The organism is Flagellimonas chongwuensis (assembly GCF_013376415.1).
In the GTDB taxonomy this organism is placed as follows: Bacteria; Bacteroidota; Bacteroidia; order Flavobacteriales; family Flavobacteriaceae; genus Flagellimonas; species Flagellimonas chongwuensis.
This window is the reverse complement of record NZ_WYET01000002.1, coordinates 41,276-56,874: the sequence shown is the minus strand read 5'-3', so window position 1 is coordinate 56,874 and position 15,599 is coordinate 41,276. Positions and strand designations below refer to the sequence as shown.

Annotated in this window: 11 protein-coding genes; 9 read left to right on the top strand and 2 right to left on the bottom strand. The window is 42.8% G+C overall.

Features of this window, described 5'->3' with window-relative positions; genetic code table 11:
- The first annotated feature begins 1 nt into the window (after position 1).
- The 3 genes from GUA46_RS05065 (at position 2) to GUA46_RS05055 (ending at position 3,383) form a co-directional block, all read left to right on the top strand.
- Positions 2-1,243 carry an ABC transporter permease gene (locus GUA46_RS05065; RefSeq protein ID WP_176619585.1) on the top strand — a complete coding sequence of 414 codons (1,242 nt, stop codon included), beginning with the start codon at positions 2-4 and terminating at the stop codon, positions 1,241-1,243.
- A gap of 65 nt (positions 1,244-1,308) precedes the next feature.
- The gene (locus GUA46_RS05060) at positions 1,309-2,607 is read left to right on the top strand and encodes a M20/M25/M40 family metallo-hydrolase (protein ID WP_176619584.1); all 1,299 of its coding nucleotides are present in this window, start codon (positions 1,309-1,311) and stop codon (positions 2,605-2,607) included.
- A complete protein-coding gene (locus GUA46_RS05055) occupies positions 2,607-3,383 on the top strand; it encodes an aldose 1-epimerase (protein WP_176619583.1) in 777 nt (258 codons plus the stop codon). The genes GUA46_RS05060 and GUA46_RS05055 overlap by 1 nt, the downstream gene beginning before the upstream one ends.
- Before the next feature lie 3 nt (positions 3,384-3,386).
- Here the strand turns inward: GUA46_RS05055 and GUA46_RS05050 are convergent, their stop codons facing one another.
- Entirely contained in the window at positions 3,387-4,757 is a 1,371-nt protein-coding gene (locus GUA46_RS05050) for an exonuclease domain-containing protein (RefSeq protein WP_176619582.1), read from the bottom strand.
- Positions 4,758-5,133: 376 nt separating this feature from the next.
- Here GUA46_RS05050 and GUA46_RS05045 point away from each other — a divergent pair, with 376 nt between their 5' ends.
- Both GUA46_RS05045 and GUA46_RS05040 read left to right on the top strand, forming a co-directional pair.
- Positions 5,134-8,133 carry a SusC/RagA family TonB-linked outer membrane protein gene (locus GUA46_RS05045; protein WP_176619581.1) on the top strand — a complete coding sequence of 1,000 codons (3,000 nt, stop codon included), beginning with the start codon at positions 5,134-5,136 and terminating at the stop codon, positions 8,131-8,133.
- A 10-nt stretch (positions 8,134-8,143) separates the two neighbouring features.
- Positions 8,144-9,742: a RagB/SusD family nutrient uptake outer membrane protein gene (locus GUA46_RS05040; RefSeq protein WP_176619580.1), complete on the top strand. Its 1,599-nt coding sequence runs from the start codon at positions 8,144-8,146 to the stop codon at positions 9,740-9,742.
- 107 nt (positions 9,743-9,849) lie between these two features.
- On the opposite strand, the gene GUA46_RS05035 is transcribed toward GUA46_RS05040, so the two are convergent.
- Positions 9,850-10,692: an AraC family transcriptional regulator gene (locus tag GUA46_RS05035; RefSeq protein ID WP_108247101.1), complete on the bottom strand. Its 843-nt coding sequence runs from the start codon at positions 10,690-10,692 to the stop codon at positions 9,850-9,852.
- A gap of 135 nt (positions 10,693-10,827) precedes the next feature.
- On the opposite strand from GUA46_RS05035, the gene GUA46_RS05030 reads away from it, so the two are divergent.
- The 4 genes from GUA46_RS05030 to GUA46_RS05015 are packed head-to-tail and all read left to right on the top strand — an operon-like array spanning position 10,828 to position 15,572.
- Positions 10,828-11,751 (top strand): dihydrodipicolinate synthase family protein, encoded by a 924-nt coding sequence (locus GUA46_RS05030; protein WP_176619579.1) that lies wholly within the window; start codon positions 10,828-10,830, stop codon positions 11,749-11,751.
- Positions 11,748-13,271, top strand: a complete 1,524-nt coding sequence (locus GUA46_RS05025) for an aldehyde dehydrogenase (NADP(+)) (RefSeq protein ID WP_176619578.1) — start codon at positions 11,748-11,750, stop codon at positions 13,269-13,271. The genes GUA46_RS05030 and GUA46_RS05025 overlap by 4 nt, the downstream gene beginning before the upstream one ends.
- Positions 13,272-13,306: 35 nt before the next feature.
- Positions 13,307-14,314: a 4-hydroxyproline epimerase gene (locus tag GUA46_RS05020; protein WP_176619577.1), complete on the top strand. Its 1,008-nt coding sequence runs from the start codon at positions 13,307-13,309 to the stop codon at positions 14,312-14,314.
- Positions 14,315-14,327: 13 nt separating this feature from the next.
- Positions 14,328-15,572: an NAD(P)/FAD-dependent oxidoreductase gene (locus GUA46_RS05015; protein WP_108247097.1), complete on the top strand. Its 1,245-nt coding sequence runs from the start codon at positions 14,328-14,330 to the stop codon at positions 15,570-15,572.
- The last annotated feature ends 27 nt before the right edge of the window (positions 15,573-15,599 follow it).

Below are 15,599 nucleotides of genomic sequence, written 5' to 3'. Positions count from 1 at the left end.
GTTGAATTTAGAATTATTTATTGCCAAACGCCTTGTTACAGGGAAGGAACATAAAATTAGTATTTCCGCCCCGATAATAAAAATTGCCATTGCCGCAATCGCAATCGGTGTGGTGATGATGCTCATTGCCATTGCTACGGGCACGGGCCTTAAGAATAAGATTCGGGAAAAGGTGGCGGCCTTTAACGGCCATATCCAGATTTCAAATTTTGATAACAACAATTCCGAGGTTTCCCTGACGCCGGTTTCCATGGATCAGGATTTTTATCCCGAATTTAAAACTGTTGATGGGGTAAGGCATGTTCAAGCGGTCGCCACCAAAGGTGGGATTATCCGAACGGCCGAAACGTTTGAGGGGATGCTGGCCAAAGGAGTGGGCACCGATTACGATTGGAGCACTTTTGAAGAATATCTGGTCGATGGAAGGCTTCCCGATTACAGCGGCGACCTTAATGAAGAAGTGCTTGTTTCCAGTTTGATGGCCAATAGGTTGCAATTGAAAGTTGGCGATAGTTTCTTTTCCTTTTTTCTGCGTGATGGGGATGCGTCCAAACCACCGAACAATCGTAGGTTCGAAATTGTTGGCATTTACGATAGCGGTTTTGAGGAGTTTGATGAAACCTACGTTTTTGTGGACATTCGTCATATACAACTGATGAACCGATGGGAGGAGAATCAAATCGGCAACTTTGAGGTCTTTATCGACGATTTTGGGCAAATAGATGAAAAAAGCAACGAAATCTACAACAATACCCTATCGGTCTTGGATACCCAGAACATCAAATCCAAATACTTCCGCATATTTGAATGGATAGGTTTGTTCGATTTTAATATTGCCCTCATTATTGGTATCATGATTATTGTGGGCGGCATCAATATGATCACCGCTTTGCTGGTCCTTATTTTGGAACGTACCCAAATGATAGGGATTTTAAAGGCATTGGGCTCTGCCAACTGGAGCATTCGAAAAGTGTTCTTGTACAACGCGGCCTATTTAATCGGTATTGGGCTTTTTTGGGGTAATTTGATTGGTCTCGGGGTAATTTTTCTTCAGAACAAGTACCGGATGTTCAAGTTCCCGAACCCCGAAGAGTATTACATAGATTACATTCCTGTCTACATAGACGTACCTACCATTTTGTTATTGAATGTTGGGGTAATGTTGCTTTGCTTGCTGATGCTTTTGATACCGTCCTATATCATCACCAAGATTACACCTGTTAAGGCCATCCAGTTCGAGTAGAAGATGTTGTCCAACTTGGTGTTTATCATTCTAAATTGATAACTTGGCAGACAAAATAACCCACCATGAAAATTCAATATACTTCCAGCCTTATTGCAATGCTTTTTGTTGCTTTTGTTTCTGCACAAAAACTTTCCAGAACAGAAAAAAAGATTGTCTCTACCATAGAGCAGAACAATACCGAAGCCATAGATTTTTTGGAAAAAGTGGTCAACATTAATAGTGGTACCCTGAACGCCAAAGGTGTGAAGGAAGTGGGTATGGTTTTTAAAGATGCCTTTGACCAAATTGGTTTTGAGACCAATTGGATAGAAATGCCCGCAGAGATGAACCGTTCAGGTCATCTTTTTGCGGAAACCACCGGAAACAAGGGAAAAAAACTGTTGCTGATAGGGCATTTGGATACTGTTTTTGAAGAAGATAGCCCATTCCAGACGTTTGAAATGGTCAACGATAGCATTGCCCATGCCCCCGGCGGAAACGACATGAAAGGTGGGGATGTCATCGTACTCTATGCCTTAAAGGCACTTTCTGATAATGGCCTGCTGAACGATGCCCAGATTATCGTTGCGTTTACAGGGGATGAAGAAAGTACGGGGAAACCTCTGTCAATAAGCAGAAAAGATTTGATTGATGCTGCCAAGCGAAGCGATATTGCCCTTGGCTTTGAAACCTCCACCGGATTTAACTATGCCACCGTGGCCCGAAGAGGAGCTTCTGGCTGGGCCGTAGAGGTGGAGGGAAAACGGGCCCATTCCTCTGGAATTTTTAGTGAAGGTACGGGTGCCGGAGCCATTTTTGAAATGTCGAGGATCCTTCATCAATTTTATACCGATGTCAAAGGTGAAGACCTGTTGACCTTCAATCCAGGTGTTTTGCTTGGGGGCACCTTCGTAAACTATGATGAATTGACCAGCAAGGGCGATGCTTTTGGGAAAACCAATGTGGTCGCTCAAAAGGCGATTGTTAAAGGCGGTCTCCGTTTCATATCCGAAGAGCAAAAGGAGCGTGCTAGGAACAAGATGAGGGAAATCGTTGCCAATAACTTGCCGCAGACCTCTGCAAGTGTAAGTTTTACGGATAGTTATCCTGCCATGCAGCCAACGGAAGGTAATCTAGCTTTGCTACAAACTTTGAACGAAGTGAGCTTGGACCTAAAACAAGGAGAGGTGTTGGCCTACGACCCAGGAAAAAGGGGAGCGGCCGATGTGTCCTTCGTGGCTGAATATGTGGATGGGCTGGACGGTCTGGGAACCATGGGAAGTAATGCGCATACGCCTCAAGAAACCGTTAACCTGAACACTATTGAAGCCTTGACCAAGCGTACAGCAATTCTCATCTACCGATTGATAAATACAAAATAATGGTAACACTTAGCGTAAATAATACCACAGTAAAAATTGATGCAGGAGAGCTGGTAGGCTACGAAGTTAACGGTCACCAATTTATCCACCAAAAGGGGAGCCCTGGTTGGGGAAGCGCCGATACGGAAATGTTTCCCATCATCGGTCCGGTGAACGAGGCCGGGTTTCGCGTAAAAACACCGAAAGGAGAAGCTGTGCAGGATCAACATGGGCTTTTACGCCAAATGGATTACCAATTGGAACATCAAACAGAGACATCCGCGGTTTTTGTCAAGGAGTATCAATCGGGAACAGGAGTGTATAACTCAAAGTTCCCAGAGAAATCAACAGAAGAAAAACTTACCTGGCCCTACGATTTTAGGTTTGAGAAATCATTTTTGTTGACGGATAACAGCCTTGAAATCCATTTTAAGGTTTCTGGAGAAGAGGCAATGCCATTTATGTTGGGATACCATCCAGCATTTAAACTGCACTCAAAATCACCTGTAATTTTGGCAAAGGGCAAAGAGATTTCGTTGGATGAGGTGTTGGCCGTTGGGAGCCGAGCATTACAAGTGGATGATTGTACTTCCATCACATTAAGGGATGAAAAGGAAATCACCATAGAAACCGAAGGTTTTGGCAATTTTATGTGTTGGACGGAGGTTCGGAACATGGTATGCATAGAACCGATTACCTTCTACCCCTATGCCGTGGAGCAATCCAATTTGCACCAAGGTTTCCAAGAGTTGAAGGATACAGCTCAATTCAAAGTGGTTCTGAGGCCTAAATCATAACTTTTATGTGGCAAGCACTTGACTTTTGCTATGCTTCAAAAAATATTGGGTAAGAATACTTTCTGTTTCCAAAGTATGCTTCTGTGGTGTAATAAAAGCTTCGATATCCTCCAATGTGGATATTTCGATATCGGTATCAATAAAACCAAAGCCTTTGTAGATTCCGTCGGCAATTAAAACCACCGCACTCTCATTTTCCGCCCTGCCTTTTTCTTTGATTATGCGAACTTCCGATGATAGCATTTTCATGTGAACTATCGCTTCCTCGACTTTTTGGTTGTAATCCTGTGACGTTTCTTCGCCCCTGCAAATTCCTTCGCAGGTATCAATTTCATGATGTGAGCAAGCGGTAGTTGTCTCTTGTAGATGGCAATATTTAGGACAGAGCGAAAAACTTTTGCAGACTTCTTCCAAATACGCTCGGCATTCAGTTTGATTATGGAAGACTTTCAACGGACTTGGAACACCCTTAATAATATTGTATGCCAAGTGCATAATCCCGTTTCTATCCTCGTAGGTGAAAATGGCATATTGCTTGCCCTGTCTTTTTTGAGCGCGGTTGTAAGGAGGGAAAAGTCGTTTTATTTCTGCGGACTCCATCAATAGGGCCACTAATTCGCTGCCTGCTAACTTAAAATCAATATTGGCCGTTTCACTGCACATTTGAAGTTCTTTGCGGCTCTTGTCATAGAAGTGCCCCAACACCCGTTTTTTTAGGTTGATGGCCTTTCCCACATAGATAATTTCCCCTTTCTGGTTCATAAAATAATAGATGCCCGGTTGTTGAGGGATTTTATCAAAAACAGCTTTGGACAAATGGGGCGGGAGGGTAGCTTCTTGACTTCTGGCGTTCAAAAACCTTTTGAATACCAGTTCGGATTCAGGTTGCTCCAAGAGTTTTTCGAACAGCAGAACGGTGGCATGGGCATCTCCGCGAGCACGGTGCCTATCCACCAATGGAATGTTCACTGCAGAACATAGTTTCCCCAAACTATAGGAGCGAAGGCCCGGTATCAACTTTCTGGATAGGCGGACCGTGCAAAGTTTTTTACGGGTAAAGTCCACTCCGATTTGTCGAAACTCCTCTTTGATCACCCCGTAATCAAAGTTAACGGAGTGGGCCACAAAAATACAGCCGTCAGTAATGCGCAAAACGTTTGGGGCAATCTCCTTAAACGTAGGTGCATTTTGAACCATTTGATCATCGATTCCCGTAAGTCCTGTAATAAAATAAGGGATGGGGCTTTCAGGGTTGACCAAGGACGTGAACTCGCCCACAATTTGACCACCATCATATTTAAAAATGGAAATCTCGGTAATCTTGTTGCCCTTGATTCCGTTCCCTGTGGTCTCTATGTCTATTATCGTGTACAATCAATTTGAATTGAATCCTTAAAGTTAATGTTTTGTATAATTTTTTTAGAAACGGGAATTATTTAAAATGATGACTTTTTGTTCTGAAGGGCAGATTGTTTTCGTCTTCTCATGAAATAACGATTTAATAACTATTAAGTGTTGAAAACATACTTGTTATTTTCTGACTGATAGGATTAAAACGGTTATATATGTAAAATACCCACCTATTGGTCAATATAGTATCAAAACCGGATAATATTTCCCGAAAACTTAGTATTCAGAAGATTACATTTACAAGTGTAAATTTAACGCTTCTTAATTCTTAACTCATTTTAAAGAATAACGGAGTATCGATTTTATGAAAGCAATTAACTAAACAAACTAAACATGTATTATGAAATTGGCTAGCTTTTTATTCAAAAAATGTTTGGGAAAAAAACAGTTTCTGTTTTCCGTGTTTTGCCTTTTGATTTGGCAAGCTGGATACTCTCAACAAACAATTACAGGTAGCGTTACGGACGAGCAGGGTATCCCGATTGCCGGTGCGGCCGTTCTAGAGAAGAACACTACCAACGGAACTGCAACCAACTTTGATGGTAACTATGAAATTACCATATCCCAATCGGATGCTGTACTTGTCTTTTCCTATCTAGGCTTTTTGACCCAAGAGATTGCTGTTCAGGGAAACAGTTCTATCAATGTAGTATTGAAAGAAGATTTACAGCAATTGTCAGAAGTAGTTGTGATAGGTTACGGTACGCAAACACGTGCCGATGTAACCAGTTCCGTGGCAACAGTAAAGTCCGAGGACTTTGTACAGGGAAATGTAAAGGATGCCGCGCAGCTTATACAAGGTAAGGTTGCTGGTCTGTCCGTTTCCGCGCCTTCGGGCGACCCCACGGAAGGAACGCAAATCAACTTACGGGGTTTTTCCTCGCTAACAGGTGGGTCGAATCCGTTGGTTTTGGTAGATGGAGTTCCCGGAAGTTTGAATACCGTGGCACCAGAAGATATTGAATCGATAGATGTATTGAAAGACGGTTCGGCGACAGCTATTTATGGAACGCGTGGTACCAATGGTGTAATCATCATTACCACAAAAAAGGGTAGTGCAGATATGAAACCGACCATTGAATATAACGGCTATGCGTCCTTATCTACAATTGCGGATAGACTGGACTTTCTGGATGCTGGAGAGTTGAGACAAAAATTTAATGAAGGTTACACTTTTAATGGTGCAAATGTTGAGGACTTTGGATCCGATACAGATTGGGTTGACCAAATTACCCGCGATGCCTACAGCCAAGTACATAACCTGATTTTCAGGGCAGGTAATTCAACTTCCAATATGACGGCCTCATTGAACTACAGGGATATCGAAGGTATTTTTCTAAAATCCGATAACAAGAGGCATACCGCAAGAGTAAGTGTGAACCATGCCATGTTCGATGACAGATTAAAGGCAAACGTTGGGGTGATATTGAGCGAACAGACCTTTAATGCCTTGGGCGACGGAACAAGCTTTAACCCGTACATATACAGACAGGCCTTGATTAGGAACCCAACGGAGCCTGTTTACAACGGAGATGGTACCTGGTACGAAAGAGATGTGTACTTCTATGATAACCCTGTTGCCTATATACAGGAAACAATTGGTCAGAACAGATATAGGAACACTAGGTTCGATTTTTCCCTGAGCTATGATTTTGGGGATAATCTTACGGTGAAAGGACTCTATACACGCAAAGGAGATTCAAATATTAGAGGTTTTTATCAAACAAAAAACCATGTTTCCACTACTAAAAATGGGCAAGAGGGCTTTGCATCAAGGGGGACCAATGATTATGTTGGAAACTATGGGCAGTTTACCGTGGATTATGATAACAGTTTTGGAAAGCATAAAGTTACCGGTCTGGTAGGATATAACTACGAGGACAATACCACCGAGGGCTTTTGGGCAACCAACCGTCGTTTCCCAACAGATGGATTCACCTACAATAATTTAGGCAGTGGTCAAGGTCTGCAATTGGGTGAAGCAGGTATGGGAAGTGATAAGTATTCCGATAAATTGATCGCATTTTTCTCGAGGGTCACCTACAACTATGATGACCGTTATCTTTTAATGGCAAGTATGCGTCGTGAAGGATCTTCCAGATTTGGTGAAGATAACAAATGGGGAAACTTTCCTGGTATTTCTCTAGGTTGGCGTGTAGATCAGGAATCTTTTGCAGATAACTGGGATTGGTTGTCCAATCTTAAGTTAAGAACAGGGTTTGGTATTACAGGAATCAATGCGGGAGCAAATTACCAAGCTTTGAGCGGACTAACGTATGGAGATTATTTCTTGAACAATGGCCAATGGGTAAGAGAATTGGTGCCTTCGCGTAACGCAAATCCAAACCTGCGTTGGGAGAAAAAGGAAGAATTTAACCTTGGGTTGGATTTTGGGGTGCTGGATGGGCGCATCAATGGTTCCGTAGATTATTATAACAGAACCACAAAGGATGCACTGCTCAATTATAGCGTGCCAACTCCTCCTTACTTTTTTGGTACAATTGCGGCAAACGTAGCGCAGATTAAAAATACAGGTCTGGAATTTCTATTGAACGTAACCCCTTTTCAAACGGATAACTTCGAATGGACCGCAAACCTTACCTATTCCACAAATACAAACGAAGTAGTATCATTGTCCAATGGCGAGTTCCAATTGACCAATGATTTCTTTGACGAGGGATATACGGGCGAGCCAATACAGATTAGTACGCACAGGGTACAGGAAGGTCAGCCCATAGGGAACTTTTATGGATTAAAAAGTGTGGATATTACTGATGACGGCATATGGGTCATAGAACGTCCTGATGGCACACTTGTTCCTGCAACCGAGGCCACAACCGACGATAGACAAGTACTGGGGAACGGTTTGCCAAAAGCCTACTATAGCTGGAACAATACGGTTAAGTATAAGAACTGGGACTTGATGGTAAATTTAAGAGGAGCATTGGATTATCAAATATTGAACTTTTCCAGAATGTTCTACGAAAATCCAACCATCAGTTACAATACATTGGACTCCGCTTATGATATGGTTTATGGTAAGGCTGTCCTGCAAGATGTACAACGATTTGTGAGCTACTATGTGGAAGACGGGGATTTCCTAAAGATAGATAACGTTACCTTGGGATACACTCTGCCCAAGGATGCCATCAAGTTTGCTCAAAGCTTCCGTATATATGCATCCGGACTCAACTTGGCGACTATTACGGGATATAAGGGGATAGACCCAGAAGTAAATAGAAACCGCACTCCTAACGATGGAATTGTTCCAGGTAATGATAACAGGGATAAGTACCCCTCCATCAGAACATTTACATTGGGAATCAACTTCACATTCTAAAAAAAATATCATGAAAAATATATTGAACAAAGTGAATTCACTTATACCAAAAATTTTGACGCTCCTGGCAAGTTTATTGCTCTTGCCAATTGCCTGTACCGACTTGGAGGAAGAAGTGTTCTCGGAAGTGACAGAATCCTCTTTTGTGCCTTCGGAATCCGATATCATTTCGGTTATGGCATCCGCTTACACGCCAATGCGATTTGTAATGGGTTGGCAAGGGTATTTTGATTTGCAGGAAGAGCCCGGCGATATGTTCGTGACTCCAACACGCCCCAATGGTTGGGATGATGGAGGTACATACAAAAGAATGCACTTTCATGAATGGACAGAGACCCAATGGCAACCAAGAAACACATGGATTACCTGTTTTAATGGGATCAATAGTGCCAATAGGGTGATTCTACAAGTCGAATCTGGAGAACTACCGGTGAGCGAAGAGCAGGCATCTGCCATTATTTCAGAAATGAGGGCCTTAAGGGCATTGTACTATTCTATGTTGGTAGACACCCATGGCAACGTTCCCATTATAGCTAGTTATAGTGATGAACTTCCGGTACAGAGCCCACGTGCAGAAGTGTACAACTTTATTGTATCCGAGTTGACAGAGGTTATACCCAACCTTACTGAGGTCGTAGATCAATCGACCTATGGCCGTATGACGAAGTGGGCTGCTTATCATGTTCTGGCACGTGTGTATTTAAACGCCGAGGTATATACAGGAACCGCCCAATGGGGAAACGTTATCGATGCGTGTGATGAAATTATATCCAGCGGAGCTTTTGAGCTATCGTCGAATTACTCCGATATCTTTAGTACAGAGAACCAAGGAAATCCGGAAATGGTGTTCGCGATTCCTTACGATCAAATATTTGCAGGAGATTGGAGCGCCCATATGAAAATGCTTTTGCCAGATCATAGATTGGTTTTTGATATGCAGGCCCAACCTTGGGGAGGGTCTAGTTGTAATCCACAATTTATAGATAGTTATAATGCCAATGATAAACGCTTGGCGGATACCTGGTTGATGGGAGACCAATTGAACGCTTCCGATGGCAGTGTGGTAATGACCCTAAGAAAGGAGATGCCAAGTATTTACGATTGTGATTTTACAGACGGTTTTAGATGTGGTAAGTATGAAATAGAATCTGGTGCCACCGGAGGACTCAGCGTTGATTTCCCTTTTCTTAGATATACAGATGTACTTATGATGAAGGCCGAAGCTCTCCTAAGGACTAACCGAGCCGATGAAGCAGCTACCATAGTAACGCAGGTTCGTTTACGTTCTTTTGAAGATCCTGCCGAGGCCACCGTTACAGGAACTGAACTTGAAGGGGATACCACGGTGGAGTATGGAACGTTGGCCGAAGATGGAACCATAGACGAACCAGGAGACCAATCTGCTGTGCCATACGGTCGATTTTTGGATGAATTGGGATGGGAGTTCGCTGCAGAGGCAAGAAGAAGATCCGATATGATTCGATTTGGTGTGTACCAGACAAAGAATTGGTATAACCATACTCCACAAGGAGAACACACTATTTTGTTTCCCATAGGTCTGGAAGAACTTAACACCAACACAAACCTGAGCCAGAATCCTGGCTACTAGGGAAAAGGTGTAAACGATAAAACAAATTGTTGTAATTGTTTTGAGTTTGTTATTTAGTGCATAAGCGGATGGGGTTTCCCATCCGTTTTTTTATATAGATATGGATTTTAAAATTGCGCCCGGAACTGGGTGGGGGAACAGCCTTTCAATTCCTTGAATTTTCTGTTAAAGTTGGCAATGTTGTTAAATCCGCATTGATCGGAAATCAATGAAATAGCCAGTTCTGGACTTCCTAGAATAAGCTTACAGGCATTTTCTATTCGAATCTCAATAAGAAACTGGAAAAAAGTCTTGTTCGTCCGTTTTTTAAAATACCTACAAAATGCATTTTTGCTCATATTGGCCACATCGGCTATTTCATCCAAACTAATAGGTTCGTGGTAGCGGTCCATGGCATATTTAAAAACATCGTTCATGCGCTTGCCCTCATCATCGGAAAAAGACTTGCGGTAAACAAATGAGGAGAGGGGTGTTGTTTGGGATTGTGTTATACGGTTTATAATGACCAACAGAGTGGCTATTTGCTCTATTTTATTTTGAGTCTTTAGTTTGTTGAACTCTCCAATAATGATGTCTTTATTGGATATGACCCGCATTCCAAGTTCCGATTTTTTGAAGAATTCCTTTGTGGATGCAAGGTCTGTAATACGGAAAAACTCCTTTCCAAAAGAATTGATGTCAAAAAAAAGAGTGTACATAAGCGATGTTGGAGAAAAGGAGACATCACTCTTAAAAGCATGTGGGACATATCCTCCTATGACCAAGATATCACCCTCCTTATAATCACTAATGGAGTCGCCCACGATTAAGGACCCTGCACCTTTGGCAATATAACTTATTTGTATTTCTGCATGTTGGTGAAGTTGGTCATAAAAAACCCGTTCCCGGTCTACTTGATAGACCAAGGCTTCATCTTTGGGTTTCGGAATTTTAAACGGAAGAACTTTCACTACTTTTTTATACGAATATCATCATAATTATGACCTGAACCAATATTTGGGTTAATATAGTATTAGTATTCGTTAATAATGAAGCTTATCCTTGAAATTTAGTCATCTATTTTTGTATTCAAAATATATAGCATTATGATACATTGGGAAGGGGTTATGCCCGCTGTAACCACAAAATTCACAAGCGAGGACGAATTGGACCTTGCCATGTTTGAGAAAAATATTAACGCACAACTGGATGCCGGTGTACACGGGATAATTCTTGGAGGAACCTTGGGTGAGGCAAGTACACTTACCAAAGAGGAAAAAGAGACCTTGATAAAAACCTCGTTAAAGATAGTCCATGGTAAAGTTCCTGTGATTATCAATATAGCCGAGCAAAGCACAAAAGAAGCCATAGAAGTTGCCCAACATGCAGAAAAGGTAGGGGCGCAGGGACTAATGCTTTTACCTCCAATGCGCTACAAGGCAACTGACTACGAAACCGTTGTGTATTTTAAAGCCATCGCAAACAGTACATCTTTGCCTATCATGATTTACAATAATCCGGTAGATTATAAAATTGAGGTAACTTTGGATATGATGGAGGAGTTGTCAGAATGTGATAACATCCAAGCCGTAAAGGAATCGACACGGGACATCACCAATGTAATACGTTTAAAAAACCGTTTTGGCGATAGGTTCAAGGTATTCACAGGTGTTGATACTTTGGGACTTGAGAGTCTTGTGATAGGAGCCGATGGTTGGGTGGCAGGATTGGTTTGTGCCTACCCTGCAGAAACGGTAGCCATTTACGAACTCGTCAAGGCAGGTAAAATAAACGAGGCCCTGTCCATATATAAATGGTTTATGCCATTGTTGGAACTGGATATAAGCCCGCAGTTGGTACAGAACATAAAATTGGCCGAAGTGGCCACAGGAATTGGAACTGAAAATGTTAGGGCCCCAAGATTGCCCTTGCAAGGAGAAGAAAGGGAGCGGGTGCTCAAGGTTATTGAGGAAGCCATGAAAAACAGACCAGAGCTCCCAGAATATAAAAACCTAAAAAGTGTAGTATGATTACAGGTAAAAACTGTATCGCAGGAGAATTTAGTGCAAATGGAGAGGTTGAGTTCAAGACCATCAACCCTAAACTAAACAAGGAAAACCCCACAACTTTTGTAGAAGTAACAAAGGAGGAAATTGAAAAGGCGGTAGATGCCGCATGGGATGCCTTTAAAGTGTATAGAAGTGTGCCCGGTAAGCAAAGGGCAGCTTTTTTAAATGCCATTGCAGATGAGATTCAAGCATTGGATCAAGAATTGATAGATACCTATACCAAGGAATCAGGACTTCCCGAAGGTAGGGCGATTGGTGAGCGTGGCAGGACCATGAACCAATTGCGTTCCTTTGCAAAACTGGTGGAAACCGAGGATTGGAGGAGCAATACATTTGATGCGGCCGAGCCGGATAGAAAACCTATGCCCAAGGAGGACTTGAGAAAAACAATGATTCCTTTGGGCCCCGTGGCTGTATTTGGAGCAAGTAACTTCCCATTGGCCTATTCAACGGCCGGAGGTGATACGGCAAGTGCACTGGCAGCCGGTTGTCCAGTTATCGTTAAATCCCACCCCATGCATGCAGGTACATCCGAATTGGTGGCTTCAGCCATTGTTAAGGCAGTAGAGAAAACAGGCATGCCCAAAGGAGTGTTTTCCAGCATCAACGGAGGGATTCAGGCAGGAGTGGATTTGGTAAACCATCCCAAGGTCAAAGCAGTGGGCTTCACAGGTAGTATTACAGGTGGAAGGGCATTGTTCGATATCGCTGCAAAAAGAGAAGAGCCTATTCCGGTATTTGCAGAGATGGGAAGTATCAATCCGGTAATCATAACTCCGGACGCCATATCCAAAAGAGGAGGAGAGATTGCAAAGACTTACGCAGGATCTATCACGTTGGGAACTGGCCAATTTTGTACCAACCCAGGTCTGTTATTGACCATAAAGAATGACCACACAGAAGGTTTCATAGCCGAGTTGGCGAAAGAAACGATTGCGTTGGATCCGCAATGCATGCTGCACCCGAACATTAAGAGCGGCTACGAGAAAAAAGAAGCTGATGTAACATCCCAATCTGGGGTTGAAGTAGTAGGTAAAGTAGATGCTGATTTGGAACCGAATTATGCAGCTTCAGCGGTAGCAACGGTTTCAGGCAGAGAATTTTTGGCCAACCCAAAATTGCACCAAGAAGTCTTTGGCCCATTTTCCTTAGTGGTACAATGTAAGGATGATGCCGAACTCCTTCAAATAATCGAAGGATTGGAAGGGCAGTTGACAGGCACCCTTATCGCGGAAGAGAATGATACCATCAATTTGATAGAAGTGGTGGATGCTTTGCAGAATAGAGTGGGCAGGATCATTTATAACGGTGTTCCTACAGGAGTGGAAGTATGTCCATCCATGCAGCACGGAGGACCCTATCCGGCATCTACGGATTCTAGGTTTACGGCAGTTGGTGTGCATGCCATTAATAGATGGGTCAGACCGGTTAGCTATCAATCCTTTCCGCAGTCGTTGTTACCAGAACATCTCAAGGGATAGAAAATAAAAATAAGATGGTTTTTTAAAGATTGCTAGTGGCAAGAAAGACTTTTTTTTGTGTTGATGCACATACCTGTGGCAACCCCGTACGCGTAGTGGCAGGTGGAGGTCCCAACTTGATCGGGGCGAATATGAGTGAAAAAAGACAGCATTTTCTCAAGGATTTTGACTGGATCAGAAAAGGATTGATGTTCGAGCCACGTGGGCACGATATGATGAGCGGGAGCATTTTGCTTCCGCCGCATAATCCGGATAATGATTTTGCAATACTTTTTATTGAAACTTCAGGCTGTTTGCCTATGTGCGGACATGGAACCATCGGCACCATTACCGTAGCAATAGAGGAGGGATTGATTGTTCCCAAAATACCGGGAAAAATTAAAATGGAAGCTCCAGCAGGCCTCGTAGAGATTGAGTACCGCCAAACGGGCAAAAAAGTGGATTGGGTAAAATTGGTCAATGTAAAATCCTATTTGGCCGCTGAGAATTTGACGGTGGAGTGTCCGGAACTGGGACAAATTACATTTGATGTGGCCTATGGTGGAAATTACTATGCAATCGTTGATCCCCAGGAAAACTTTAAGGGCGTACATAATTTTACCGCTGGCCAAATTATACATTATTCCCAAGTGGTGCGGAAGCGCATCAATGAAAAGTATCCCGAGATGTTTGTGCATCCCGAGGATCCTACTATCAGGGATGTGAGCCATATGCTTTGGACCGGGGACCCTTTGGACCCGACATCTTCGGGTAGAAATGCCGTTTTTTACGGGGATAAGGCCATAGATCGCTCTCCCTGCGGTACTGGAACATCGGCTCGTATGGCACAATTATATACCAAAGGAAAGTTGGGCGCGAACGAGAACTTTATTCATGAAAGTTTTATTGGGAGCAAGTTTATCGGAAGGATAGAGCAGGAGACCACCTTGTCCGGTAAAAAAGCCATTGTGCCAAGTATACAGGGGTGGGCACAGGTAACAGGCTATAATAATATCATTATAGATGACGATGACCCATACGCACATGGGTTCCAAGTACTGTAAATCAATTTTCAGAATGAAGAAAGTAATAGTTGTAGGGGGAGGGATCTCCGGGCTTTGTAGTGCATATTATTTGGTGAAAGATGGACATAAAGTCACAGTTTTGGACCAAACCAATATGGATGGCGGAACATCTTATATCAATGCAGGATATATTACACCAAGTCATTTTGTTCCTTTGGCCGCTCCGGGAATAATTACCCAAGGTCTTAAATGGATGCTCAATAGTTCCAGCCCATTTTATATGAAGCCCAGATGGGATATGGATTTCTTCAAATGGGCACTATTATTTAAAAAGTCTGCAACAGTTTCCAATGTTGAAAAAGCATTGCCCGTGCTCAAAGAACTCAATTTAAAAAGTAGGGCACTTTATGAAGAATTATTGGCTTTTCACGATTTCGACTTTCATTACGAAAGAAAAGGGGTCTTGATGGCGTATTGTACCGAGAAATCTGAAAAGGAGGAGCATGAAGTGGCCAAAAAAGCCATAAAAGAAGGTTTGGAGGTTTCCATATTGTCGCAAGAAGATTTAAAAAAAGTACAACCTGTACTATCCGACCAAGTAAGGGGAGCCGTTCATTACAAGTGTGATGCCCATATGACGCCCAATCATTTTATGGAGGAACTAAAAACTTGGCTACAGGAACATGGAGTAGATTTTAAGTTGGGTCAAAAGGTTGAAAACGTTAACGTAATGGGGAAGCAAATAGTCTCATTGAGGACTCAGGATAGCAATTATGAGGCTGATGAGTTCGTATTGGCCAGTGGGAGCTGGACATCAAAACTAGCGAAAACAATGGGGCTTAAAGTTCCTATCCAAGGTGGAAAAGGCTACAGTGTGGATGTTAGGAGACCAACGGGAATAACCTTACCCACTATTTTGGTGGATGCTCGAATGGCGATTACCCCGATGGATGGCTTTACCCGATTTGCAGGTACGATGGAGTTTTCCGGCAATAACGACACCATTCAAAAAGAACGTGTAGCGGCTTTGGCCAATGCCGTTAAGACGCACTATAGAGATTTTACCATACTTTCAGAAGAACAAGATTGTGCTAGCTCTGGACTCAGGCCGGTATCACCGGATGGATTGCCGTTTATTGGCAAAACCACAACATATAATAACCTGACCATAGCGGCAGGTCACGCTATGATGGGTTGGAGCTTGGGGCCAATAACTGGAAAGCTGGTGTCGCAAGAAGTGAATGGTTCAAAACCACTAATGGACATCGCCCCGCTCTCACCGGAAAGGTTTCATTAAAATTGTTTTCTTCCCACAGGTTTTCTT

What these genes read in the sequence shown, in the direction of transcription:
- GUA46_RS05060 (WP_176619584.1), top strand. Translation starts at nt 1,309, where the DNA reads ATGAAAATTCAATATACTTCCAGCCTTATTGCAATGCTTTTTGTTGCT.
- GUA46_RS05055 (WP_176619583.1), top strand. Translation starts at nt 2,607, where the DNA reads ATGGTAACACTTAGCGTAAATAATACCACAGTAAAAATTGATGCAGGA.
- GUA46_RS05045 (WP_176619581.1), top strand. Translation starts at nt 5,134, where the DNA reads ATGAAATTGGCTAGCTTTTTATTCAAAAAATGTTTGGGAAAAAAACAG.
- GUA46_RS05040 (WP_176619580.1), top strand. Translation starts at nt 8,144, where the DNA reads ATGAAAAATATATTGAACAAAGTGAATTCACTTATACCAAAAATTTTG.
- GUA46_RS05030 (WP_176619579.1), top strand. Translation starts at nt 10,828, where the DNA reads ATGATACATTGGGAAGGGGTTATGCCCGCTGTAACCACAAAATTCACA.
- GUA46_RS05025 (WP_176619578.1), top strand. Translation starts at nt 11,748, where the DNA reads ATGATTACAGGTAAAAACTGTATCGCAGGAGAATTTAGTGCAAATGGA.
- GUA46_RS05015 (WP_108247097.1), top strand. Translation starts at nt 14,328, where the DNA reads ATGAAGAAAGTAATAGTTGTAGGGGGAGGGATCTCCGGGCTTTGTAGT.